Genomic DNA, 23,147 nt, shown 5'->3' with positions numbered 1-23,147 from the left:
GCTACCTCGGCGGGTGCACAACCTCGCGCCCGTCCTTCCACACCCCGTGCACGAGCGGGACGCCGGGGCGGTAGGCGAGGTGCGTGCGGCTCGGGGCGTCGAGGACGACGACGTCGGCGCGGCCGCCGGGGGCGAGGTGCCCGACGTCGTCGCGACGCAGCGCGCGGGCGCCGCCCGCCGTCGCCGCCCACACGGCCTCGGCGACGGTCATCCGCATCTCCCTGACCGCGAGCGCCACCATCAGCGGCATGGAGCTCGTGTACGACGAGCCGGGGTTGCAGTCGCTGGCCAGCGCGACGACGGCGCCCGCGTCGAGGAGGCGGCGCGCGTCCGGGTACGGCTGGCGCGTGGAGAACTCGACGCCGGGCAGCAGCGTCGCGACGGTCCCGTGCGCCGCACCGGGCCCGGAACCCGACCACGAGCCCGCGAGCGCCGCGACGTCGTCGTCGGACAGGTAGGTGCAGTGGTCGACGGCGGCGGCGCCGAGCTCGACGGCGAGGCGCACGCCCTCCCCCTCACCGAGCTGGTTCGCGTGCGCCCGCACGCCCAGCCCGGCGGCGGCGCCCGCCTCGAGGACCCGCCGCGACTGCTCGGGCGTGAACGCGCCGGTCTCGCAGAACACGTCCACCCAGCGGGCGTGCGGGGCGCACGCGGCGAGCATGTCGCCGACGACGAGGTCGACGTAGCCGTCCGGGTCGCCGGAGAACTCCGGCGGCACGACGTGCGCGCCGAGGAAGGTCACCTCGTCGGTGATCTCCGCCGCCAGCCGCAGGGACCGGGCCTCGTCGTCGACGGACAGCCCGTAGCCGCTCTTGGTCTCCAACGTCGTGGTGCCCTGCGCGAGCGCCTGGTCGACGTGCCGGCGCAGGTTCGCCCGCAGCTCGTCGTCCGACGCCGCGCGCGTGGCCGCGACCGTGGTGCGGATGCCGCCCGCGGCGTACGGGCGGCCGGCCATGCGCGCCTCGAACTCGGCTGACCGGTCGCCGGCGAACACGAGGTGGCTGTGCGAGTCCACGAACCCGGGGATCACTGCGCGCCCGTCGACCCCGACGACGCGGTCCGGCGCGCGGCCCAGCGCCCCCTCGACCCCGTCCGCGCACACGCTCTCCGGTCCCGCCCAGACCACGCGCCCGCCGTCGAGCAGCAGGGCGGCGTCCCGAACGACGCCCGTCGGGTCGTCCACGGGGTCGACGCCGACCGCCTCGGGCGCGTTGGTCGTGAGCTCGCCGATCCCCAGGATCAGCGTGGCCGGGTGCGACCCGCCGGGGTGCTCCACCTCGCGCACGTCACACCTCCGTGTCGGGGTCCGTCTCCAGCATGGGCACGCGCAGCCCGCCCCGCGCGGCGGCGGCCGCGGCGTCGTCGTACCCGGCGTCGACGTGCCGCAGGACACCGAGGCCCGGGTCGTTGGACAGCACCCGCGCCAGCTTCTGCGCGGCGAGGTCGGTGCCGTCCGCGACGGACACCTGGCCGGCGTGGATGGACCGCCCCATGCCGACGCCGCCGCCGTGGTGCAGCGACACCCAGGTGGCGCCCGACGACGCGGCGGTGAGCGCGTTGAGCAGCGGCCAGTCGGCGATGGCGTCGGAGCCGTCGGCCATGCCCTCCGTCTCCCGGTACGGGGAGGCCACGGACCCGGAGTCGAGGTGGTCGCGCCCGATGACGACCGGCGCGCTCACCTCCCCGGACGCGACGAGGTCGTTGAACGCCAGCCCCGCGCGGTCGCGCTCGCCGTGCCCGAGCCAGCAGATGCGGGCGGGCAGGCCCTGGAACGCGACGCGCTCCTGGGCGGCGCGGATCCAGCGGTGCAGGTGGTCGTCGTCGGGGAAGAGGTCGAGGACGGCCTTGTCGGTGGCGGCGATGTCGCGCGGGTCGCCGGACAGCGCGGCCCAGCGGAACGGGCCCTTGCCCTGCGCGAACAGCGGCCGGATGTACGCGGGCACGAAGCCGGGGAAGTCGAAGGCGCGGTCGAAGCCGCCGCGGCGCGCCTCGTCGCGGATCGAGTTGCCGTAGTCGAACACCTCGGCGCCCGCGTCGAGGAAGCCGACCATGCCCTCCACGTGCCGGGCCATCGACTCGCGCGCCCGGTCGGTGAACTCCTCCGGCTTGGCGGCGGCGTAGTCGTGCCACTCGTCGACGGACACGCCGACGGGCAGGTACGACAGCGGGTCGTGCGCCGACGTCTGGTCCGTGACGACGTCCACCGCGACGCCGCGACGCAGCAGCTCCGGCACGACCTCCGCACTGTTCCCCACGACCCCGACCGACAGCGCCCGGCGCCCGGCCTTCGCCGCCTCGACGCGGCGGACGGCGTCGTCCAGGTCGTCCGCGACCTCGTCGAGGTAGCGCTCGCGCACCCGCCGCTCCAGGCGCGACCGGTCGACGTCGACCACGAGGCACGCGCCGCCGTTGAGCGTCACGGCCAGCGGCTGCGCGCCGCCCATCCCGCCGCACCCGCCGGTGAGGGTGAGGGTGCCGGCGAGCGTGCCGCCGAACCGCTTGGCGGCCACCGCGGCGAGCGTCTCGTACGTGCCCTGGAGGATGCCCTGCGCGCCGATGTAGATCCACGACCCGGCCGTCATCTGGCCGTACATCGTGAGGCCCTGCGCCTCGAGCTTCCGGAACTCAGGCCACGTGGCCCAGTCGCCCACGAGGTTCGAGTTCGCGATGAGCACCCGCGGCGCCCACTCGTGCGTGCGCATCACGCCCACCGGCTTGCCCGACTGGACGAGCAGCGTCTCGTCCTCGCCCAGCGTCGTGAGGGTGCGGACGATGGCGTGGTAGCTCGGCCAGTCGCGCGCGGCGCGGCCGGTGCCGCCGTAGACGACGAGGTCGTCGGGGCGCTCCGCCACCTCGGGGTCGAGGTTGTTCATGAGCATCCGCAGCGGCGCCTCGGTCTGCCAGCTGCGGGCCGTGAGCGTCGTGCCGCGCGGGGCGCGGACGGGGACGGGGGTGCCGCGGTCGTAGGCCATCACGGTCTCCTTCGGTCGTGGGGTCAGCGGAGCGGGCCGACGGCGGCACCGGCGGCGGTGACGACCTCGCCGCCGACCACGAGCCGCGTCACGGCCTCGATCTCGGGGGCGAGGAACCGGTCCGGCCCGGGGCCGGGGACGGCGGCGCGCAGCAGCGCGTGGACGGCGCCGGTGCCCGCGGCCGGCGACAGGCCCGTCGCGGGGGTGCAGCGCAGGTCGAGGGCGCGGGCGGCGGTCATGAGCTCGACGGCGAGTACGCGGCCCAGGCCGTCGACGGCGCGGCGCAGCTTGCGGGCGGCGGCCCAGCCCATGGACACGTGGTCCTCCTGCATCGCCGACGACGGGATGGAGTCGACGCTCGACGGCGCGGCCAGCCGCTTGAGCTCCGAGACGATCCCGGCGGCCGTGTACTGGGCGATCATCAGGCCGGAGTCGACGCCCGGGTCGTCGGCGAGGAACGCGGGCAGGCCCTCGTTACGCGCGACGTCGAGGAACCGGTCTGTGCGCCGCTCGCTCATGCTCGCGACGTCGGCCACGGCGATCGCGAGGAAGTCGAGCACGTACGCGACGGGCGCGCCGTGGAAGTTGCCGTTCGACTCGACCCGGCCGTCCACCGTGACGACAGGGTTGTCGATCGCCGAGGCGAGCTCGCGCCCCGCGACCGCCTCCGCGTGGTCGACCGTGTCGCGCGCGGCGCCGTGCACCTGCGGCGCGCAGCGCAGCGAGTACGCGTCCTGCACGCGGGTGCACTCGGGGCGGCCGTCGGCGTCGAGGGTCCGGTGGCTCGCCACGACGGGCGACCCCGCGAGCAGAGCCCGCAGGTTCGCGGCCGACGCCGCCTGCCCCGGGTGCGGGCGCATCCCGACGAGGTCCGCCGCGAACGGCGCGTCCGAGCCGAGCAGCGCCTCCACGCTGGAGGCCGCCGCGACGTCCGCCGTCGTGAGCAGGCGGTGCAGGTCGTCGAGGGCGAGGCAGAGCATGCCGAGCATGCCGTCCGTGCCGTTGATGAGGGCCAGGCCCTCCTTCTCCCGCAGCTCCAGCGGCGCGATGCCGGCCGCCGCGAGCGCCTCTCCCCCGTCCCGCAGCTCGCCGTCGGCGTCGCGGACCCGCCCCTCCCCGAGCGCGGCCAGCGCGACGTGCGCCAGGGGCGCGAGGTCGCCGGAGCAGCCGAGGGAGCCGTACTCGTGCACGACGGGCGTGACGCCCGCGTTGAGCATCGCCGCGTACGTCTCGGCGACGACGGGGCGCGCGCCCGTGCGGCCGGTGGCGAGCGTGGCCAGGCGCAGCAGCTGCAGCGCGCGCACCACCTCGCGCTCCACCTCGGGGCCGCTGCCCGCGGCGTGCGAGCGCACCAGCCCCAGCTGCAGCTGGGCCCGCTTGTCCGTGGGGATGTGGCGGCGGGCGAGGGCGCCGAAGCCGGTCGAGACGCCGTAGTGCGGGCGGTCGTCGTCGGCCAGCGACTCGACGACGGCGCGGCTCCCGGCCATCCCCGCCAGCGCGCGGTCGGTGAGGCGCACCCGCGCGCCGTGCCGGGCGACCGCCACGACGTCGTCGACGGTCAGGGGATCTCCCGTGACCTCGACGACGACGTCGGACAGGGGCGCGACCGAGTGGGTCGTCGTGCGGCCGGCGGGGTCGCCGGCCTGCTGCAGCGTTGCGGACATGTGGCCAGCACACACCGTCGCGGGGCCGCTGGACACGGGGTTCGCCGAGGTTCAGTCTGGGATCCCAGACACCGCCGAGCCGCTCGCGAGGTAGTGCCTTCCGTCCTCCGGTAGTGCACCCCGCGACCTACCGGAGGACAGAAGGCACTACCTCGCGGTGGGACGACGAGAGGAGATGACCGTGGCGGACGTCCCCGCGGCGCGGAGCACGCTGCGGGTGCTGACGTACCTCGCGGCGCAGGCGGGCCCGGTCCCGGCCGCGGCGGTGGCGCAGCACCTGGGCCTGCCGCGCTCCACCGTCTACCACCTGCTCACGGTGCTGGTGGACGAGGGCTTCGTGACCCACCTGCCGGAGGAGCACCGCTACGGGCTCGGGACGGCGTCGCTGTCGCTCGGGTCGGCGTACGCGCGGCAGGCGCCGCTCGCACGGCTGGCGCGCCCCGTCGTCGCGCGGCTCGTGGAGACGACCGGCGAGAGTGCGCACCTCGCCGTCCTGCACGGCCGGGAGGTGCTGTACCTCGTGGAGCAGCGCGCGCCGCACCGGCCCAGCCTGGTGACCGACGTCGACGTGCGCCTGCCCAGCCACCTCACCGCCAGCGGCCGTGCGGTGCTCGCACTGCTGCCGGCCGCGCAGGTGCGCGCGCTGTTCCCGTCGGCGGCGGCGCTCGCCGACCGCACGGGCGTCGGGCCGCGCACCCTGCGCGACCTGCGCGAGGTGCTGCGCGACACCCGCCGCCGCGGCCACGCCACCGAGGACGGCGAGGTCACGACCGGCCTCGCGTCCGTCGCGCACGCCGCCCTGGACCACACCGGCCACCCCGTGGCGGGCGTCGCGCTCACGTTCTGGTCCGACGACGTCGACGACGACCGCCGCGCGGACCTCGCCGCTGCCGCAGGCCGCGCCGCCGCCGAGATCAGCCGCCGCCTGGGCGCCCGCTGACCCGCCGGGGGAATCGAGCGTGGGTCAGCCCAGCCACTCCTCCGCCGCCGCGACCAGGGTCGCGACGCCGAGGTCGAGGGTCGGCTCGGGGACCGGCGCGAAGAACGGCGAGTGGTTCGGCGCCACTCCGTCGGGCAGCCCGCCCATCCCGGTCGCGGCGGCGGGGTCGAAGCCGGCGAAGAGCGCGGCGTCGAACCCGCCGAGGAACCAGTAGACCAGCGGCACGCCGGCCGCCGTCGCGAGGTCGCCGACGTCCTCCGACCCGGGCATCGGCGGCAGGCTCACGACCTGCGGGTGCCCACCGGCCGCCTCCACGCGGGAGCGCTGCGCCTCCAGCGTCCGCTCGAGCACGACCCGGGTGCGGGCGCTCGCGGCCTGGTCGTTCGTGGTGAGGTTGAACGTGGCGACGGACGTGTACTCGGGAGGCTGCGGCGCGCCGGACGCGGCGGCCTCCGCGTCGACGATGCGATGGATCGCGGCGAGCACCCGCTCGCGGACGCCGGCGTCGAAGGTGCGCACGTTCACCAGCAGGTCCGCCCGGTCGGGGATGACGTTGGCCTGCGTGCCCGCCTGCACCGATCCGACGGTCACGACGGCCGACTCGGTGGCGCCGACCTCGCGCGCCACGATGCCCTGCAGCCGCAGCACCGTGGCGGCGGCCATCACCACCGGGTCGACGGTGGCCTCCGGGCTGGAGCCGTGCCCGCCGGAGCCGTGCATGGTGATGCGCAGCGAGTCCGCCGCCGCCATCGCCGTCCCGGACGTCAGGCTCACGACACCCACCGGCAGCGGCATCACGTGCTGGCCCAGCACGACGTCGGGCACCACGCCGATGCGGTCGTAGAGCCCGTCCGCGACCATCCGCCGGGCGCCCTCTCCGACCTCCTCCGCCGGCTGGAACAGGACGACGAGCGTGCCCGACCAGTCGTCCCGCCCCGCGAGCGCGGCGGCCGCACCCAGCAGGCAGGTGACGTGCACGTCGTGCCCGCAGGCGTGCATGGTGCCGGACTCGCGCCCCTCCGGCGTCGTCGCGGTGTCCGTGGACGCGTACGGCAGGCCGGTGCGCTCCGTGACGGGCAGCCCGTCCATGTCCGCGCGCAGCAGCACGCGCGGACCGGCTCCGTGCGCGAGGACGCCGACCACCCCCGTGCCCCCGATCCCCTCGTGCACGTCGAAGCCCCACCCGCGCAGGCGCTCGGCGACGATGCCGGCGGTGCGGTGCTCGGCGAACCCGAGCTCGGGGTGGGCGTGGAGGTCGGTGTAGATCGCCGTCAGCTCGGACGTCGTCAGCGCGCTCATGGGGGTCATCGTGCCCCCGGTCGCGCGCTGCGACATCCGGTGAGCGATCCGGTGAGCGCGCGATGACGGAAGGAGGGCTGTGTGCAAGATCTCCACGTCGTCGTAAGGGTTTATTCAGGTCAGCAGGGCAGAATCGTGCCCATGACGTCAGCGACGACTTCGAAGGGCAAGACGACGACCCGTCTGGCCGCGGTGAGCCTGCTCGCCGTGACCATGATGCTGGGCGCGTGTTCCGCCCCCACCGAGGACGTCCAGTCGTTCATCGCCGACGCGAAGAGCCAGGCCGAGGCCCTCGACGTCGACCTCCAGCAGCTGCAGCGGGCCACCGAGGTGCCCGCCGCGCTGCGCACCCAGGTCGCCGACGCGATCAGCTCCGCGCAGGCCGCGACCGACGAGGCGCGCGACGCCCTCGCCCGCGCCGCCACCTCCGCCGACGGCGCCGTCGTCGCCCTGGAGGACGCGCAGGTCGCGCTCGAGGCCGCGTCCGCCGAGGTCCGGTACGTGACCGGCGAGGCCCGCGACAAGGGCGCGAGCCAGGTCGCCGACCAGCTCTCCAGGCTCCACGAGCAGATCGACGCGCTGCGCGGCGAGACGCAGAGCGCCGTCGCCTGACGCGTCCCGTCAGTCCGGGTCGGTCGGGTCGACGGGCAGGTGGTGGTCGAGGTTGACCACCCCGCGCCGCCAGTAGCCGGAGACCAGCACCTGCTCGGCGGGGAGCCCCAGCTCGCGGCGCAGGTAGCGGCGCACGGGGACGAGGTCGCCGGCCTCGCCGAGCCCGACGAACAGCTCGTCGGCCTCCAGCCCGCCCAGGGAGCGGACGGCGTCGGCGAGCTGCCCGGGGCCGTCGGTGCGGTAGAGGATCTCGACGGTCGCGCCGGCCAGCTCGCCCTCGACGTGGGCCTCGTCGACGTCGTCGCCGATCTCGACGATCGCCGTCACGGGGACGTCCGGGCCGACGGCCTCCGCCCAGCGCGCGAGGGCGGGCAGGCCGGTCTCGTCGCCGGCGAGCGTGAGCCGCCCGATTCCGTCGGGCAGCTCCGCGCTGCCGCTCGGCCCGGCGAGCACCACCTCGTCGCCCTCCGCCGCGCGGGCCGCCCACGCCGAGGCCGGGCCGTCGTCGCCGTGCAGCACCCAGTCGACGTCGACCTCAGCCACCCCGTCCACCGCACGCACGGCGCGGACCGTGAGGTCGCGCGAGATCGACACGACGCCCGTCGGGCGCTGGAGGCCGCCGTCCGCGGCGAGGGTCGGGGCGTGCAGCTCGCCGGTGGCCGGGTCGGGCAGGAACACCTTCACGTGGTCCTCCGGGCCGGGCGCCCGCAGCGCCGCCAGGGACGTCGCGGCGGCGGGGTCCGCGCCGTCGACGTCGCGGAACGTCGTGCGGCGCAGCGTGCCGCTCAGCTCGCGGACGGCATGCACGCGCACGCGGCGGGGGACCAGGTCGAGGTGGGAGCGGGAGCGGGTGAACACCCTCCGATTCCACCATGCCGCACGGATCTGTTCGGCAGGGAGCCGATCTGTTCGGCAGCTACCCGTGCCGAAGTGATCAGCTCCCTGCCGAACAGACCGCCGCTACACCTCAGCCGAAGAAGACCCGCAGGTCGGCGACGACATCGTCGGGCACCTCCATGGCCGCGAAGTGGCCGCCGCGCGGGAACTCTGACCAGTGCTCGATGCGCGCGTTGTCGCGCTCGGCGAGGCTGCGGATGGTCTGGAAGTCGTCCTTGAAGACGGCGACGCCGAGGCGCCCCGTGCTCACGACGGGCTCCGCGCCGGACCGCTGCTCCGCGTAGTGGTAGCGCGCGGCCGTCGCGTAGGTGTTGGTCAGCCAGTAGAGCGACGCCTGGGCCAGCACCTGGTCGGCGGTGACGAGCGACGTGCCGTTGCCGAAGCTCTCGAAGAGCTCGGAGTACGCCAGCGTCCCGACCGGCGAGTCCGCCAGGCCGGCGGCGACCGTCTGCGGCCGGGACGCGTTCATCGCGTTGTAGCCGCCCACCGACTGGAACCACTGGGCGTGCGCGAGGGCCGCGTACTCCTTCGGCCCGAAGTCGTCCATCTCCCCCGGCGCGCCGGACGGGAAGGAGAACAGGTGCAGCACGTGCGCGCCGCGGAAGCCCTCGGGGTCGAGGACGGCGAGCTCGCGGCCCACCATGGCCCCGCCGTCGCTGCCGTGGACGCCGTACGAGTCGTAGCCGAGCCCGCGCATCAGGGCGTCGTACGTGCGCGCGACGCGCGCCATCGTCCACTCCCCGCCCACCAGCGGCGTCGAGAAGCCGAAGCCGGGCATGGACGGGACGACGACGTCGAAGGCGTCCTCCGCCCGTCCGCCGTGGGCCTCCGGGTCGACCAGCGGGCCGATCATGTCGAGGAAGTCGAGCACCGAGCCGGGGTAGGTGTGCGCGAGCAGCAGGGGTGTCGCGTCCGGGTGCGGCGAGCGCACGTGCAGGAAGTGCAGCGGCTGGCCGTCGATCTCGGCGGTGAACTGCGGGAAGGCGTTGAGCCGACCCTCGACCGCGCGCCAGTCGAAGCCCTTCCACCGCTCGACCATGGCGCGCAGGTAGGACTCGGGGGTGCCGTACTCCCACGAGTCGCCGGGCGCGGCGGGCGCGAAGCGGGTGCGCTCGAGGCGCTCGCGCAGGTCGTCGAGGTCGGCCTGCGACACGTGCACGGAGAAGGGGCGGAGCTCCAGGGCGGTCGTCGAGGCGGTCATGGCGTACTCCCGAGGTCGTGAGCCGGGTCCCTCCCCGAGCTCCTGACACCTACCGTAGGAAGGGTTCAGGAACGGTTCTTTCCGTTATTCTCGACGGGTTCCGACGAGTTTTCGGCGCGTCCCCGGGAGGTCGCGATGGGGTCCACCTCGGCACGGCTGCTGGCGCTGCTCGGCCTGCTCCAGTCGCGGCCCGACTGGTCGGGCGCCGAGCTCGCCGACCGGCTCGACGTCACCGACCGCACCGTCCGCAACGACATCGCGCGGCTGCGCGAGCTGGGCTACCCGGTGCACGCGGTGCGCGGGCCCGGTGGCCGGTACCGGCTCGGCGCCGGCGCCCGGCTGCCCCCGCTGCTGCTCGACGACGCGGAGGCCGTCGCGGTGGCCGTCGGCCTGCGCGCCGCGACGGCGACCGCCGGGTTCGAGGAGTCCGGCCGGTCCGCGCTGACCAAGCTGGAGCAGGTGCTGCCCGACCGGCTGCGCCGCCGGCTGGCCGCCATCCGGGACGCGAGCACCACCGGCCCGGAGAACACGGGCTCCAACGTCGAGGACCCGGGCGTCGACTCCGGCACCCTGGCCGCCGTCGCCGACGCCATCCGGGACCGCCAGGGCCTGCGCGCCCTCTACCGGGACGAGCCCGTCGAGCTGGAGCCCTACCACCTCGTCTCCTGGCAGCGGCGGTGGTTCCTCGTCGCGCGCACGGTCGGCCCGGCCGGGCCCGACGACGGCGCCTGGGCGCCGTACCGCATGGACTGGCTACGGCTGCGCACACCGGGTGGGCGCCGCTTCCACCCCGTGCCGTTCCCCGGCGACTTCTCCGAGTTCGTGGTGCGGGAGGTCGCACGCACCGGCTGGGCCGTGCACGCCCGCATCGTCGTGGACGCGGCCGCCGAGGAGGTCCTCGCCCGCATCAACCCGGCCGTCGGCACCGTCGGCGCGCTGCCCGACGGGCGCAGCGTGCTCGTCACCGGTGGCGACAGCGTCGAGGTCGTGGCCGTGTGGATCGGCATGCTCGGCCTCGACTTCCACGTCACCGAGCCGCCCGAGCTGGTGGAGCACCTGCGCGCGCTGGCGGCGCGGTACGCCCGCGCCGTGCCGCCGTCGTGACGACGCCCTTGGCGCGGGGCCGCCGCTCCGCGACACTGTCCCCGTGAGCGATCCCTACCAGCCGTACCAGCCGTACTCGCAGCCCGGCCAGCAGCCGGCGCCGCAGGCCGGGGAGCAGCAGGCCCCGCAGCCCGGGTACCCGCAGCCCGGCTATCCCCAGCCCGGCTACCCGCAGCCGCCGCAGGGGCAGTACCCGCCTCAGGGCTACCCGTACCCCGCCTACGCGCCCGAACCGCCCGGCCGGACGATGGGCATCGTCGGCTTCGTGCTGGCGTTCGTCGTCGCGCCCGCCGGGATCGTCGTCTCCGCGATGGCGTTGTCGGAGTCGAAGCGTGCCGGCGTCGACAACCCGCTGGGCCGGTGGGGCCTCTGGCTGTCGATCATCTTCTCGTCGCTCGCGGTGCTCTACGCCGTCTTCATGGGGCTCGTCGTGTTCGGCGGCATGCTGTCGTTCTTCTCCGTGACCACGTCGACGCTCGACGGCGCCGGAATGTCGGTCTGACGCCGACTACGTCAGCACGCGCCGCGGCTCCCCGGCCGCCCATGCGGCGACGTCCTCGACCGCCTGCCCGTAGAACGTGCGGTACGTGGCCTCGGTGACGTAGCCGAGGTGCGGGGTGAGCACGGTGCGCGGCGCGGACCGCAGCGGGTGGTCGGCGGGCAGCGGCTCGACGTCGTACACGTCGAGCCCGGCCCCGCCGATGCGGCCGTCGTGCAGCGCGGCGAGCAGCGCGCCGGTGTCGACGAGCGGGCCGCGCGAGGTGTTGACGAGCACGGCGGTGGGCTTCATGCGCGCGAGGTCGCCGGCGCCCACGATGCCGCGGCTGCGGTCGCTCAGCGTGTAGTGCACGGTGACGACGTCCGACGTCGCGAACAGCGCGTCCTTCGCGACGGCGCGCACGCCGGCCTGCGCGGCGCGCCCCGGGTCGAGGTTCTGGCTCCAGGCGACGACGTCCATCCCGAACGCCAGCCCGACGCGCGCCACCCTCGAGCCGATCCGGCCCAGCCCGACCAGACCCAGCCGACGCCCCTCGAGGTCGCCCCCGACGGTGTGCTGCCACCCGCCGTCGCGCATTGCCCGGTCCTCCGCCGGCAGGTGCCGCAGCACGGCGAGGATCAGCGCCCACGTGAGCTCGGGCGTGGCGTTCGCGGGCGACTCCGTGCCGCACACGACGACGCCGCGCTCGCGGGCGGCGTCGAGGTCGATCGACGCGTTCTGGCGCCCGGTCGTCACCAGCAGCCGCAGGTCGGGCAGCCGCGCCAGCCGCGCGGCGGTGAACGGCGTGCGCTCCCGCATCGCCACCACGACGTCGTACCCGTCGAGCGCCGCGGCCACGGCGTCGTCGTCGGGCAGCGGGTGGTCGAGGAACGCGACCTCCTCCGCCCCCAGACCCGCCCAGTCGGCGAAGCGGTGGGCGACCTGCTGGTAGTCGTCCAGGACGGCGACGCGCATCGAAGACCTCCTCGGGGGCCCGGCGGTCGGGCCGTGCCGACGCTACTCCGACCGCCCGACCGAACGAACGACCTACCGGCCGGACGCCCGGCCCGGGACCCGGTCACGCCGGCTGCGCGACGGCCAGGTTGGCCTCCCCCACGAGCTCCAGCAGGCGCGCCGCGGTGGGCTCGGCCGTCGGCGAGGCGATCGCGGCGACCACCCACTCGGGCGTCCCGCGAGCGGGGAGGTCCAGCACAGCCAGCCCTGCCGCCTGCGGCTTGGCGGCGACGTGCTGCGGCACGACGGCGATGCCGAGGCCGCGCTGCACGAAGTCGAGCAGCGTGTGGACGTCGTCCACGCTCATCCGCACGCGTCGCTCGAGGTGCCGGTCGGCGAAGGCGGCGTCGGCGAGCCGCCGGATCGCCCACTGCTCGCGGAAGTCGACGAAGTCGCGGTCGACGAGGTCCTCCCAGGCGACCGCGGGCGCGGCGGCGAGGGGGTCGGTCGCGTGGGTCAGCAGGACGATCGGGCGGCGCCCGAGCTCGAGCCGGCGCAACGCGCCGAGGTGCTCGGTGGCGGCGACGAAGGCGACGTCGAGGTCGCCCGCGCGCACCTGGGCGGTGAGCTCGCGCGAGCCCGCCTGGGTGAACTGGACGTCCACGAGCGGGTAGCGCAGGCGGAACCGCTCGAGCAGGGGCGCGACGTCGACCACGCCGAGGCACTGCTCGGCCCCGAGCCGCAGGCGGCCCGAGATCTGGTGGCTCGCGCGCACGACGGCGTCGCGGCCCGCGGCCGCCTGGGCGAGCATGCGCCGTGCGAACGGCAGCAGCGCCCGCCCGGCGTCCGTGAGCGCGACCTGTCGCGTGGTGCGCAGGAACAGGTCGGCGCCGAGCTCGCGCTCGAGGTTGCGGATCGCGGCGGACAGCCCGGACTGCGTGACGCCGCACAGCGCCGCCGCGCGCGTGAAGTGGCCCTCCTCCGCCACCGCGACGAGGTACTCCATCTGCCGCAGCTCCATTGATCGCTCCCCGTGCTGAAACCCATCACGTCCAGTTGTTGGACTCATCAACGGTGATCTTCCTATCGTCGGGGGCACCGACGACACAAGGAGAGCCGTGGAAGCTCGCACGATCGGAACCCAGACCGTCAGCGCGATCGGGCTCGGCGGCATGCCGATGTCCATCGAGGGCCGCCCCGACGAGGCACGCTCGGTCGCCACGATCCACGCCGCGCTCGACGCGGGGGTCACCCTCGTCGACACCGCCGACGCCTACCACCGCGACGCCGGCGAGGTCGGCCACAACGAGGAGCTCATCGCCCGCGCGCTGCGCTCCTGGGGCGGCGACACGTCCGCCGTCCTGGTCGCCACCAAGGGCGGCCACCTGCGCCCCGGCGACGGGTCGTGGACCCGCGACGGGCGCCCCGAGCACCTCAAGAAGGCCGCCCGGGAGTCCGCCCGCCGCCTCGGCGTCGAGGCGATCGGGCTCTATCAGTTCCACCGCCCGGACCCCGCCGTGCCGTACGCCGAGTCGGTCGGTGCGTTGGTCGAGCTGCTCGACGAGGGCGTCATCGTCCAGGCCGGCATCTCGAACGCGAGCGTCGCCCAGATCGACGAGGCGAACGAGGTGCTGGGCGGGCGCCTCGCGTCGGTGCAGAACCAGTTCTCGCCGGCGTTCCGCTCCAGCCTGGCCGAGCTCGAGCACTGCGCGGCCCTCGGGATCGCGTTCCTGCCCTGGTCCCCGCTCGGCGGGATCAACCGGGCCGGCGAGGTCGGCACGGCGCACGCCGCGTTCGGCCGCGTCGCCGAGGCCCACGGCGTGAGCCCGCAGCAGGTCACGCTCGCGTGGGAGCTCGCGCTGGCGCCCGTCGTCGTCCCCATCCCCGGGGCGTCGCGGCCGGCGAGCATCGAGGACTCCGCGCGCGCCGTGGACCTCGTCCTCACCGCCGACGAGCTCGCCGCGCTCTCCGACTCCTGAACTGTCGGGCTCCTGAGCCCGCCGCACCACCCCCACCGCCACACCTCTCCCCCGATCGAGGTAGACCACTCATGAGAACCGTCCCCCTGGGCACCACCGGCCGCCAGGTCCCGAACGTCGTGCTCGGCCTCATGCGCATCCAGCAGCTGGACGACGACGCCGTCCGCGAGCTGGTCCGCACCGGCCGCGACGCCGGCATCGACTTCGTCGACCACGCCGACGTGTACGGCGAGGAGCTGCACGGCTGCGAGCGCCGCTTCGCCGAGGCGATGCAGCTCACGCCGTCGGAGCGTGAGCAGCTCACCATCCAGTCCAAGGCCGGCATCGTGCGCGAGGGGCCGTACTTCGACTTCTCGTACGAGCACCTGGTGGAGTCCGTCGACGCCTCGCTGCAGGCCCTGGGGACCGACTACCTCGACGTGCTCCTGCTGCACCGCCCGGACGCGCTCGTCGAGCCGGACGAGGTCGCGCGCGCGTTCGACGATCTCGAGTCGGCGGGCAAGGTCCGCGCCTTCGGCGTCTCCAACCACACCCCCGGCCAGATCGAGCTGCTGAAGCGCTCGGTGCGGCAGCCGATCGTCGCGAACCAGCTGCAGCTGTCGATCACGCACGCGCCGATCGTGGCGCAGGGCGTGGCGGCCAACATGGCCGGCGAGACCCAGTCGCTCACCCTCGACGGCGGCGGCATCCTCGACTACTGCCGCCTGCACGACATCACCGTGCAGGCCTGGTCGCCGTTCCAGGCCGGCTTCTTCACCGGCGTGTTCCTCGGCTCGGACGACTACCCCGAGCTCAACGCCGTGATCGACCGCCTCGCGGCGAAGTACGACGTGCCGCCCATCGCGATCGCGGTCGCGTGGATCACGCGTCACCCGGCGGGGATGCAGGTGGTGCTCGGCACGACGACGCCGGAGCGCGTCGCCGGCGCCGCGCAGGGCTCGGACCTCCCGCTCACGCGGGCCGAGTGGTACGAGCTGTTCCGCGCCGCGGGCTACCGCGTGCCGTGAGCCGGACCGACCGGCGCCCCGATGACTCCGGTCCGGGGCGCCGGTCCACCCCCGCATGACCGTTCCCCCGCAGGGCCCCCCGCCCCCCGCCGACCCCGACCTCGTCGCCGACGCCCGCCGCGTCCTTACCGCCGTCCGGTACCTGGTGCTCGCGACCGTCGACGCCGACGGCGCCCCGCACGCCTCGCCCGTCTTCTTCACCCAGGCAGGCCGCGACCTGTACTGGGTGTCGAACCCCCGGGCGCACCACTCCCGCAACGTCGCGACCGAACCGCGGGTCGACGCCGTCGTCTTCGACTCGACCCGCGCGATCGGCGCCGGCGAGGCGGTCTACGTGACCGGGCGCGCCCGGCAGGTGCCGGACGACGAGCTGGCCGAACGCTGCGCGGCCGCGTACGCCGACCCCCGCGGCCTGAGCCCGTTCACCCCCGCCGAGCTCTCGGGCGAGTCCGACCTGCGGCTGTACGTGCTGACGGTGGACGAGTGGTTCCTGCACGCACCCGGCAGCCACCCGACGCGCGGCGGGGGCACCGACCGGCGGCTCTACGTCGACCTGCCCTGAGTCGACCTGCCCTGAGCCCGGGCCCCCCGAAGGGCTCCCGGTACGTCGTCGCGCTCGAGCATCGCCACACGGCGCGGCGTGATTCGCATACGCTCCCGCAACATGGCGACGGGTGGGCTGGGGCGATGACCGTCCCCGCGCCGCGCCCGCGGCTCCTGCCCCTGCTGTTCGCGACGTACCTCGTCCTGCTCACGTGGCTCGTGCTGTGGAAGCTCGGCGTCCCCTGGACCGGCGAGGCGGGGCAGCGCGTCGTCAAGCTCGTGCCGTTCGTGGCCACCGCCCACGCGGGTGCCAGCGAGCCCGTCGAGCTGATGCTGAACCTCGTGATCTTCCTACCCTTCGGCGTCTACCTCGGGCTCCTCGCGCCGGCGTGGCCGTGGTGGAAGGTCGCCGGCACCCTCGCGGGCGCGAGCGCGCTTCTCGAGGTCGCGCAGTACGTGCTGGCGGTGGGGAGCTCGGACGTCACCGACGTCGTCGTCAACACCGCGGGCGGCCTGGCCGGGCTCGGGGTCGTGGTCCTCGCGCGCCGCACCCTCCAGGCCCGGGCGGCGACGGTCGTGACCCGGTGGTGCGCCGCCGGGACGGTGCTCGCCGTGCTCGCGGCGGGGCTCTTCGTCGCCTCGCCGGTGAGCTTCTCCGGGCCGCCTCCGGGCGACGTCGCCGTCAGCCGGGCGCCGTGACGTCCGGTCGCGGGAAGCGCCGACCGCCCCGACGATGAAGGCGCGGCGACGGAGCCGTGCACGTCCGGGAACGTCGAGCGGAAGGCTGGTGGTGTCGTGCGCGTACGGCCTCGTGCATGGATCGGGGTGGCGGTGCTCGTGGGGTACCTGGTGATCGTCGTGGTGGTGGCCGAGATCTCCGGGGTGCCGTTCGACGAGGTGGGGGCGAGCGCGGAGTCGATCTACCGCGTCACGGTGCCGTCGTTCGTGGTCGGTGCGGTCTACCTCGTCGCCGTCACGACCGCCCTCGGCTGGTGGCGGCCCGCGCTGCACGACCGGCATCCCAGCGCGCGCCGGTGGCCCGTCGTCGTGCCCGTCCTCATGGCGATGCTCGCGCTGGTGAGCTTCGCACAGACCGAGTGGTCCGCGTTCGACGCCTCCTTCCTGATCGCGCTGCTGCTGCTCGGCGTCGGCGTGGGATTCTGCGAGGAGCTGGCCGCCCGCGGCGTCCTGCTGGTCGCCCTGCGCTCGCGCTACCGGGAGGCCGGGGTGTGGCTGCTGAGCACCCTGCTGTTCGGCGCGATGCACCTGGCCAACACCGTCTCCGGCCTGGCGCCCGAGAAGGCGCTGCTCCAGGCCCTGATCGCGGCCGGGTCCGGCACCGTGTTCTACATCCTGCGGCGCGTCACCGGTTCGCTGGTGTGGTCGATGGTGCTGCACGGGCTGTGGGACGTGTCGGTGTTCACGGTGAACTTCGTCGACGACGAGACGGTGCCGGTCGCGGGCCTCGCCACCCCGCTGATCGGGTTGCTCGGGCTCGCCGTGGTCGCGTGGGTGATCCGCGGTGCCGACGAGCGCACGGCGTCCGATGCAACCCCTGCCGTCGAGGCGGAGGGCGCCGACGGTGCGCGTCCGTGACCTGCCGTTCGTCCGCGCGATCGACGAGGGCCGCCGCCGGACGCCGATCTGGCTGACGTACGTCGTCGGCATCGTGCTCGCCGTGCTGGTGGTGCAGGTGGTGATCGGCGCCGGCATCCGCATCGCGACCGGCCACGGAAACGACCTGTCCAGCTTCGCGTCGCAGGTGATCGAGGGCGTCACCGACCTGTGGCCCATCGCCATCGTGCTGCTGTGGGTGGTGCTCTACGAGCGGCGCCCGGCAGGGTCGCTCGGGCTGCGCGACCGCCGCTGGTGGGCCCGGCTGCTGGGAGGTCTCGTGCTCGGCGGGGCGCTCGTCACGCTCGGCGCGCTGCCGTCGATCCTGTCCGGGCAGCTGGTCGTGGTCGACGGCGGGCCGGGGACGCTCACGCGGACGGGAGCCCTGGGTCTCGTCCTGGCCACCCTGCCGATCTGGCTGATCCAGGGCAGCAGCGAAGAGATCGTGTTCCGCGGCTTCCTGCTGCAGCGGCACCTGTACTCGTGGCCCGCCTGGCTGGCCGTCGTGCTCCTCGCGGCGCTGTTCGCGTTCATCCACCCCGGCGGCAACCTCCTGGCGAAGCTCAACATCACGCTGTTCGGCATCTTCGTGAGCCTGCTCGTGCTGCGGCAGGGCACCCTGTGGACGGCCATGGGGATCCACGCGGGCTGGAACATGGTGCAGGGCAACGTGCTCGGCATCGCGGTGAGCGGGGAGGCCCGGGACAACACGCTCGTGCGCCTCGCCCCCGCGGACGGGTCGAGTGCGGCCCTCACGGGCGGCGAGTTCGGCACCGAGGCGAGCGTGTACCTCACCGTGGTGCTCGCGGTCGTGGTCGCGGTCGCCTTCGTCGCGCTGCGCCGGTACCTGGCGCGGCCCGACGGCGGCGCGGGGACGGGAGCGGCGACGGGCGCGACGGTCGCCGCGTAGCCGGGCACGAATCACCTTGCGGGGCTTGAGAGAATGGGACGTCGTGAGCACCGAGCACAGCCCCGCACCGCAGTCGTCGTCGGACGACGGCGGTGCGCGTCGTTCCCAGGACCGGGGACACGGCAGGGGTCGTGGCCGAGGGCGCGGACGCGGGCAGGGCCGAGGCCCCCGAAAGGCGGGCCCGCGCCGGGTGAACCGCGAGCAGTTGGAGAAGGCCGCCGCGATCCGCGCCGCCGTCGAGGTGCCGCCGATCGTCTACCCCGAGCAGTTGCCGGTCTCGGCACGCCGGGACGACATCGCGGCCGCCATCCGCGACCACCAGGTCGTCGTCGTCGCGGGCGAGACGGGCTCCGGCAAGACGACGCAGCTGCCGAAGATCCTGCTGGAGCTGGGCCGCGGCCGGGCGGGGCAGATCGGGCACACGCAGCCGCGGCGGATCGCGGCCCGCAGCGTCGCCGAGCGCGTCGCCGAGGAGCTGGGGACGCCGCTCGGCGGCGTCGTCGGCTACCAGGTGCGGTTCACCGACACCTCGAGCGAGGAGACGCTCGTCAAGGTGATGACGGACGGCATCCTGCTGGCCCAGATCCAGCGGGACCCGGACCTCCTCGCCTACGACACGATCGTCATCGACGAGGCGCACGAGCGGTCGCTCAACATCGACTTCCTGCTGGGCTACCTGTCGCGGCTGCTGCCACGGCGTCCCGACCTCAAGCTCGTCATCACGTCCGCGACGATCGACTCCGAGCGCTTCGCCGCGCACTTCTCGCCGTCGCACCTCGCCGAGGTCGGCGGGGCTCCCGAGGCCGTCGTCGACGTCCTGCCCGACGCCGCGCCCGTCGTCGAGGTCACCGGGCGCACCTACCCGGTCGAGATCCGCTGGCGCCCGCTCTCCCCGGACACGGACCCGGACCAGCCCAAGAAGGCCAAGGGCGAGGAGAAGGACCTGGTCACGGGCATCGTCGAGGCCTGCGACGAGCTGATGCGCGAGGGCCCCGGCGACATCCTCGTGTTCCTCTCCGGCGAGCGGGAGATCCACGATGCCGCGGACGCGCTCGAGGGACACCTCAAGGACCGCGTGCGGGACGCCAAGCGGCCGGACTTCGTCGAGATCCTGCCGCTGTACTCACGACTGTCCGCGGCCGAGCAGCACCGCGTCTTCCAGTCGCACCCGGGCCGACGGATCGTGCTGTCAACGAACGTCGCGGAGACGTCGCTGACGGTGCCGGGCATCCACTACGTCGTCGACCCGGGCACGGCGCGCATCTCGCGCTACTCCAAGGCCACCAAGGTGCAGCGGCTGCCGATCGAGCCGATCAGCCAGGCGAGCGCCAACCAGCGCTCCGGGCGGTCCGGCCGCGTGGCGGACGGCGTCGCGATCCGGCTCTACTCGCAGGACGACTTCGAGAGTCGGCCCGAGTTCACCGAGCCGGAGATCCTGCGCACGTCGCTCGCATCGGTGCTGCTGCAGATGATCTCGGTCGGCGTCGTGAAGACCCCCGACGACGTCGCGAAGTTCCCGTTCGTCGAGCCCCCGGACACGCGGGCCGTGCGCGACGGCGTGCAGCTCCTGTCCGAGCTGGGCGCGCTGGAGACGAAGGACGGCGCGACGCGGCTCACCGACGTCGGCCGCACGCTGGCGCAGCTCCCGATGGACCCGCGCCTGGCGCGCATGATCATCGAGGGCGCCAAGCAGGGCGTCGCGCGCGAGGTCGCGATCATCGCGGCCCTGCTGTCCATCCAGGACCCGCGCGAGCGCCCGGCCGAGTCCCGCGCGCAGGCCGACCAGCTGCACGCCCGGTTCACCGACCAGAAGTCGGACTTCCTCACGGCCCTGAACCTGTGGGAGTACGTGCGCGGCCAGCAGCACGAGATGGGCTCGTCCGCGTTCCGCCGCCTGTGCAAGGCGGAGTACCTGAACTTCCTGCGCATCCGCGAGTGGCAGGACGTCGTCGCGCAGCTGCGCGAGATGGCCAAGCCGCTCGGCATCGACATGCGCTACACCCCCACCGGCCCCGCGCGCCGCAAGGCGTCCGACCCGACTTCGGACGCACCCGGGGCCGAGTCGGACGCCGACCTGAAACACGTCTGGGACGACGACACCATCCACCGATCGCTGCTGGCCGGGCTGCTCAGCCAGATCGGCATGCAGGACACCGGCGAGATCAAGGCGTCGTCGGTGGCGCACCTGCGCGGCGAGGCGCGCGCCCGCGCGCTGCGGCAGGCGGCGAAGCGCGCCCGCAACGAGTACGTCGGTGCGCGGGGCGCCCGGTTCGCGATCTTCCCCGGCTCGCCGCTGAGCAAGAAGCCGCCGGAGTGGATCATGGCCGGCGAGCTCGTCGAGACGTCCCGCCTGTGGGCGCGCGACGTCGCCCGCATCAAGCCCGAGTGGGCGGAGGAGCTCGCCGGGCCGCTGGCCAAGCACACGTACTCCGACCCGCACTGGTCCACCAAGCAGGGCGCGGCCATGGCCACGGAGAAGGTGCTGCTGTACGGGGTGCCGATCGTCGCCGACCGCCCCGTGCTCTTCGCGAAGGTGGACCCGGAGGCTGCGCGCGAGATGTTCGTGCGGCACGCGCTCGTCGAGGGGCAGTGGACCACGCACCACAAGTTCTTCGCCGAGAACCGGCGCCTGCTCGCCGAGGCGGAGAAGCTCGAGGCGCGCTCGCGCCAGCGGGGGCTCGTCGCCTCCGAGGACGACCTGTTCGCCTTCTACGACGAGCGCGTGCCCGACGACGTCGTCAGCGCCGCCCACTTCGACCGGTGGTGGAAGCGGGCGCAGCGCGAGACGCCGGACCTGCTGACGTTCACGCTCGACCAGCTCGTCGACGCCGACGCCGTGGACACCTCCGAGTTCCCCGAGACGTGGACGCAGGGCGAGGTCACGCTGCCGCTGACGTACCAGTTTCAGCCCGGCGCGGCCGCCGACGGCGTCACCGTGCACGTCCCGCTGTCGATCCTCAACCGGGTGGCCCCCGAGGGCTTCGACTGGATGGTGCCCGGCCTGCTCGACGAGCTGTGCGTCGCGACCATCAAGTCGCTGCCCAAGGCCGTGCGCGTGCAGCTCGTGCCCGCGCCGGACGTCGGCCGTGCCGTCGCGGGCTGGCTGCGCGAGAACACGCCGTCGTGGGAGGACATGACCCGCGCCGGCGACATGGCCGAGCCGTTCCACGCCGCGTTCTCGCGCGCCGTCCGGGCGCTGCGCGACGTCGTCATCCCCGACGACGTGTGGGACGCCGAGCGCGTGGAGCGCCTGCCCGCGCACCTGCGCATGACGTTCCGGGTCGAGGACGCCGCCGCGGCCCCCGTCGCCCCGGCGAAGGGCAAGGGTCGGGGGAAGTCGCGCGGCAAGGGCCCCAGGTCTGCCGCGACGCCGCTCGACGAGTCCAAGGACCTGCTGTCCCTGCAGCGCCGGCTCGCGGCACAGGCCGAGGCCGCGGTCCGCGCGGCCGTCAAGGGCGCCGTCGGGCTGGCGCTCGAGGAGGCGCGACGCTCGTCGGGCACGCCGGCCTCCGCGACCCCCGCGCCGACGCCGGGCAAGCCTGCGCCCACCATCCCCGCGCCGACCGCGACGGGCGGCGCGAGCGCCGTCGTGCCCGAGCAGACGGGCCTCACGACCTGGCCGGAGGGCCTGCCCGACGGCGCCCTGCCCGACTCCGTGTCCACCGACCTCGGCGGCGGCGTCGTCGTCAAGGGCTACCCCGCCCTGGTCGAGGAAGAGGATGCGAAGCGCCGGCCGTCGGTCGCCCTGCGCGTGCTCGCCGACGCGAGCGGCCGGGACGCCGCCCACGCCCGCGGGGTGCGGCGCCTGCTGCTGGCGGAGACGGCGCTGCAGACGGGGCGCGTGACGTCACGCTGGTCGTCGACACAGTCGCTGACGCTGGCCGCCGCGCCCTACCGGAACACCGAGGCGCTGGTGTCCGACCTGCAGCTCGCGGCCGTCATCGCGCTGACCAGCCCCGACGCGGCGAAGGCACCCGGCACCCCCGTCGGCGGCCCGGTGGCGGAGCAGGTCCGCGACGCCGACGCGTACGCCGACGCCCGCGCGTTCGTGCGTCGGCACCTGGAGGACGAGGTGCACCGGATCGTCGGGCACGTGGTCGCCGCGCTGACCGCGTGGCGGACCGTCGAGGGCGAGGTGCGCTCGTCGTCGTCCCTCGCGCTGCTCAACACGCTGCAGGACATCCGCGACCATGTGGCCGGCCTGATCCACGACGGCTTCATGGCCCAGACGCCGCCGCGGCGCCTGCCGCACCTGGTGCGCTACCTGCGGGCCGCGTCGTACCGGCTGGAGAAGGCGCAGACGAACCCTGCGCGCGACGCCGAGCTCGCCTGGCGCGTGCACGACGTCACCGAGGCCTACGACAAGGCCCGCGCCGCGTACGCCGCCGGGCCCGCCGACCCGACCCGCGCGGCCGAGCTCGCGGAGGTGCGGTGGCAGATCGAGGAGCTGCGGGTCTCCCTGTTCGCGCAGCAGCTCGGCACCGACGGCGCCGTCAGCGAGAAGCGCATCCGCAAGGTCCTCAGCCCCGGGGGCTGGTGACCGGGGCCGCGCCGAGCACGCGGGCCGCCGCCCGGTAGTCGGCCGCCACGCGGCCGGCGACCCCGAGCCGCCCGAGCAGGGTCAGGACGCGGCCCCAGTACCCCTCGCGCGTGAACAGCGGGTGCGCGCGGGCGACGTGCGCCCAGGCGAGGCACTCGCCCAGCGTCATCCCGACGAGGGCCGGCAGCGCGAGCACCGGCAGCGCGTCCCCGGGGCCGAGCAGGAGCGCCGGGTACACCACGAGGAGCACGACGGCGGCCCGCAACCAGCCGACGTGCCACCGCATCCACCGCGACACCAGCACCGGGACGGACGTGATCGCCCCCGCCAGGGCGCACGCGCCCAGGGCTCCCAGCACCATCGCGTACCAGCTCACGGGTCGCGCCCTCCTCGGCCGCCGTCGGTGCTTTCATCCTCGCGGCTGGTGACGGCG

The 23,147-nt window shown here is 74.7% G+C and carries 20 protein-coding genes; 11 read left to right on the top strand and 9 right to left on the bottom strand.

From position 1 onward, the window contains the following. Position 1 precedes the first annotated feature (1 nt). The 3 genes from hutI to hutH are packed head-to-tail and all read right to left on the bottom strand — an operon-like array spanning position 2 to position 4,636. Positions 2-1,285, bottom strand: coding sequence for an imidazolonepropionase (gene hutI, locus ACFWDO_RS09235; protein ID WP_380317647.1), 1,284 nt, complete (start codon positions 1,283-1,285; stop codon positions 2-4). Position 1,286: 1 nt separating this feature from the next. After that, on the bottom strand, positions 1,287-2,972 hold the full coding sequence (hutU, locus tag ACFWDO_RS09230) for a urocanate hydratase (RefSeq protein WP_380317650.1): 1,686 nt from the start codon (positions 2,970-2,972) through the stop codon (positions 1,287-1,289). A gap of 23 nt (positions 2,973-2,995) precedes the next feature. Further along, a complete protein-coding gene (gene hutH, locus ACFWDO_RS09225) occupies positions 2,996-4,636 on the bottom strand; it encodes a histidine ammonia-lyase (RefSeq protein ID WP_380317653.1) in 1,641 nt (546 codons plus the stop codon). A 175-nt stretch (positions 4,637-4,811) separates the two neighbouring features. Here hutH and ACFWDO_RS09220 point away from each other — a divergent pair, with 175 nt between their 5' ends. After that, on the top strand, positions 4,812-5,576 hold the full coding sequence (locus ACFWDO_RS09220; protein ID WP_380317656.1) for an IclR family transcriptional regulator: 765 nt from the start codon (positions 4,812-4,814) through the stop codon (positions 5,574-5,576). A 24-nt stretch (positions 5,577-5,600) separates the two neighbouring features. Here the strand turns inward: ACFWDO_RS09220 and ACFWDO_RS09215 are convergent, their stop codons facing one another. Beyond that, a complete protein-coding gene (locus ACFWDO_RS09215) occupies positions 5,601-6,875 on the bottom strand; it encodes an amidohydrolase (RefSeq protein WP_380317659.1) in 1,275 nt (424 codons plus the stop codon). A gap of 141 nt (positions 6,876-7,016) precedes the next feature. On the opposite strand from ACFWDO_RS09215, the gene ACFWDO_RS09210 reads away from it, so the two are divergent. Further along, a complete protein-coding gene (locus tag ACFWDO_RS09210; RefSeq protein ID WP_380317662.1) occupies positions 7,017-7,487 on the top strand; it encodes a hypothetical protein in 471 nt (156 codons plus the stop codon). A gap of 9 nt (positions 7,488-7,496) precedes the next feature. Here the strand turns inward: ACFWDO_RS09210 and ACFWDO_RS09205 are convergent, their stop codons facing one another. Both ACFWDO_RS09205 and ACFWDO_RS09200 read right to left on the bottom strand, forming a co-directional pair. After that, positions 7,497-8,345 (bottom strand): siderophore-interacting protein, encoded by an 849-nt coding sequence (locus ACFWDO_RS09205; RefSeq protein ID WP_380317665.1) that lies wholly within the window; start codon positions 8,343-8,345, stop codon positions 7,497-7,499. A 109-nt stretch (positions 8,346-8,454) separates the two neighbouring features. Beyond that, entirely contained in the window at positions 8,455-9,585 is a 1,131-nt protein-coding gene (locus ACFWDO_RS09200; RefSeq protein ID WP_380317668.1) for an epoxide hydrolase family protein, read from the bottom strand. A 135-nt stretch (positions 9,586-9,720) separates the two neighbouring features. On the opposite strand from ACFWDO_RS09200, the gene ACFWDO_RS09195 reads away from it, so the two are divergent. Beyond that, positions 9,721-10,689, top strand: coding sequence for a helix-turn-helix transcriptional regulator (locus tag ACFWDO_RS09195; RefSeq protein WP_380317671.1), 969 nt, complete (start codon positions 9,721-9,723; stop codon positions 10,687-10,689). 43 nt (positions 10,690-10,732) lie between these two features. After that, the gene (locus ACFWDO_RS09190; RefSeq protein ID WP_380317674.1) at positions 10,733-11,191 is read left to right on the top strand and encodes a hypothetical protein; all 459 of its coding nucleotides are present in this window, start codon (positions 10,733-10,735) and stop codon (positions 11,189-11,191) included. A 6-nt stretch (positions 11,192-11,197) separates the two neighbouring features. Here ACFWDO_RS09190 and ACFWDO_RS09185 read toward each other — a convergent pair whose 3' ends face one another. Together ACFWDO_RS09185 and ACFWDO_RS09180 are read right to left on the bottom strand one after the other, a co-directional pair. Then, the gene (locus ACFWDO_RS09185) at positions 11,198-12,142 is read right to left on the bottom strand and encodes a D-2-hydroxyacid dehydrogenase family protein (RefSeq protein ID WP_380317676.1); all 945 of its coding nucleotides are present in this window, start codon (positions 12,140-12,142) and stop codon (positions 11,198-11,200) included. Positions 12,143-12,245: 103 nt separating this feature from the next. Further along, complete coding sequence (locus ACFWDO_RS09180) at positions 12,246-13,142, bottom strand: LysR family transcriptional regulator (RefSeq protein ID WP_380317679.1); 897 nt, start codon at positions 13,140-13,142, stop codon at positions 12,246-12,248. Positions 13,143-13,239: 97 nt separating this feature from the next. On the opposite strand from ACFWDO_RS09180, the gene ACFWDO_RS09175 reads away from it, so the two are divergent. The 7 genes from ACFWDO_RS09175 to hrpA all read left to right on the top strand — a co-directional run bounded on the left by ACFWDO_RS09175 (position 13,240) and on the right by hrpA (position 22,714). After that, on the top strand, positions 13,240-14,100 hold the full coding sequence (locus ACFWDO_RS09175; RefSeq protein ID WP_380317682.1) for an aldo/keto reductase: 861 nt from the start codon (positions 13,240-13,242) through the stop codon (positions 14,098-14,100). A 71-nt stretch (positions 14,101-14,171) separates the two neighbouring features. Beyond that, the gene (locus ACFWDO_RS09170; protein WP_380317684.1) at positions 14,172-15,107 is read left to right on the top strand and encodes an aldo/keto reductase family oxidoreductase; all 936 of its coding nucleotides are present in this window, start codon (positions 14,172-14,174) and stop codon (positions 15,105-15,107) included. Positions 15,108-15,162: 55 nt separating this feature from the next. Then, positions 15,163-15,669, top strand: coding sequence for a pyridoxamine 5'-phosphate oxidase family protein (locus tag ACFWDO_RS09165; RefSeq protein WP_380317686.1), 507 nt, complete (start codon positions 15,163-15,165; stop codon positions 15,667-15,669). A gap of 125 nt (positions 15,670-15,794) precedes the next feature. Continuing rightward, entirely contained in the window at positions 15,795-16,349 is a 555-nt protein-coding gene (locus ACFWDO_RS09160; RefSeq protein WP_380317689.1) for a VanZ family protein, read from the top strand. A gap of 126 nt (positions 16,350-16,475) precedes the next feature. Beyond that, a complete protein-coding gene (locus ACFWDO_RS09155; RefSeq protein ID WP_380317692.1) occupies positions 16,476-17,246 on the top strand; it encodes a CPBP family intramembrane glutamic endopeptidase in 771 nt (256 codons plus the stop codon). Continuing rightward, positions 17,233-18,174, top strand: coding sequence for a CPBP family intramembrane glutamic endopeptidase (locus ACFWDO_RS09150; RefSeq protein WP_380317695.1), 942 nt, complete (start codon positions 17,233-17,235; stop codon positions 18,172-18,174). The genes ACFWDO_RS09155 and ACFWDO_RS09150 overlap by 14 nt, the downstream gene beginning before the upstream one ends. Positions 18,175-18,364: 190 nt before the next feature. Then, the gene (gene hrpA / locus ACFWDO_RS09145; RefSeq protein WP_380317698.1) at positions 18,365-22,714 is read left to right on the top strand and encodes an ATP-dependent RNA helicase HrpA; all 4,350 of its coding nucleotides are present in this window, start codon (positions 18,365-18,367) and stop codon (positions 22,712-22,714) included. Here the strand turns inward: hrpA and ACFWDO_RS09140 are convergent. After that, on the bottom strand, positions 22,695-23,090 hold the full coding sequence (locus ACFWDO_RS09140; RefSeq protein WP_380317701.1) for a hypothetical protein: 396 nt from the start codon (positions 23,088-23,090) through the stop codon (positions 22,695-22,697). The genes hrpA and ACFWDO_RS09140 overlap by 20 nt on opposite strands. Positions 23,091-23,147: the final 57 nt, after the last annotated feature.

Source organism: Isoptericola sp. NPDC060185 (assembly GCF_042728595.1).
Classification (GTDB): Bacteria; Actinomycetota; Actinomycetes; order Actinomycetales; family Cellulomonadaceae; genus Isoptericola.
The sequence above is the reverse complement of the archived record's forward strand: the minus strand, read 5'-3'. Positions and strand labels throughout refer to the sequence as shown.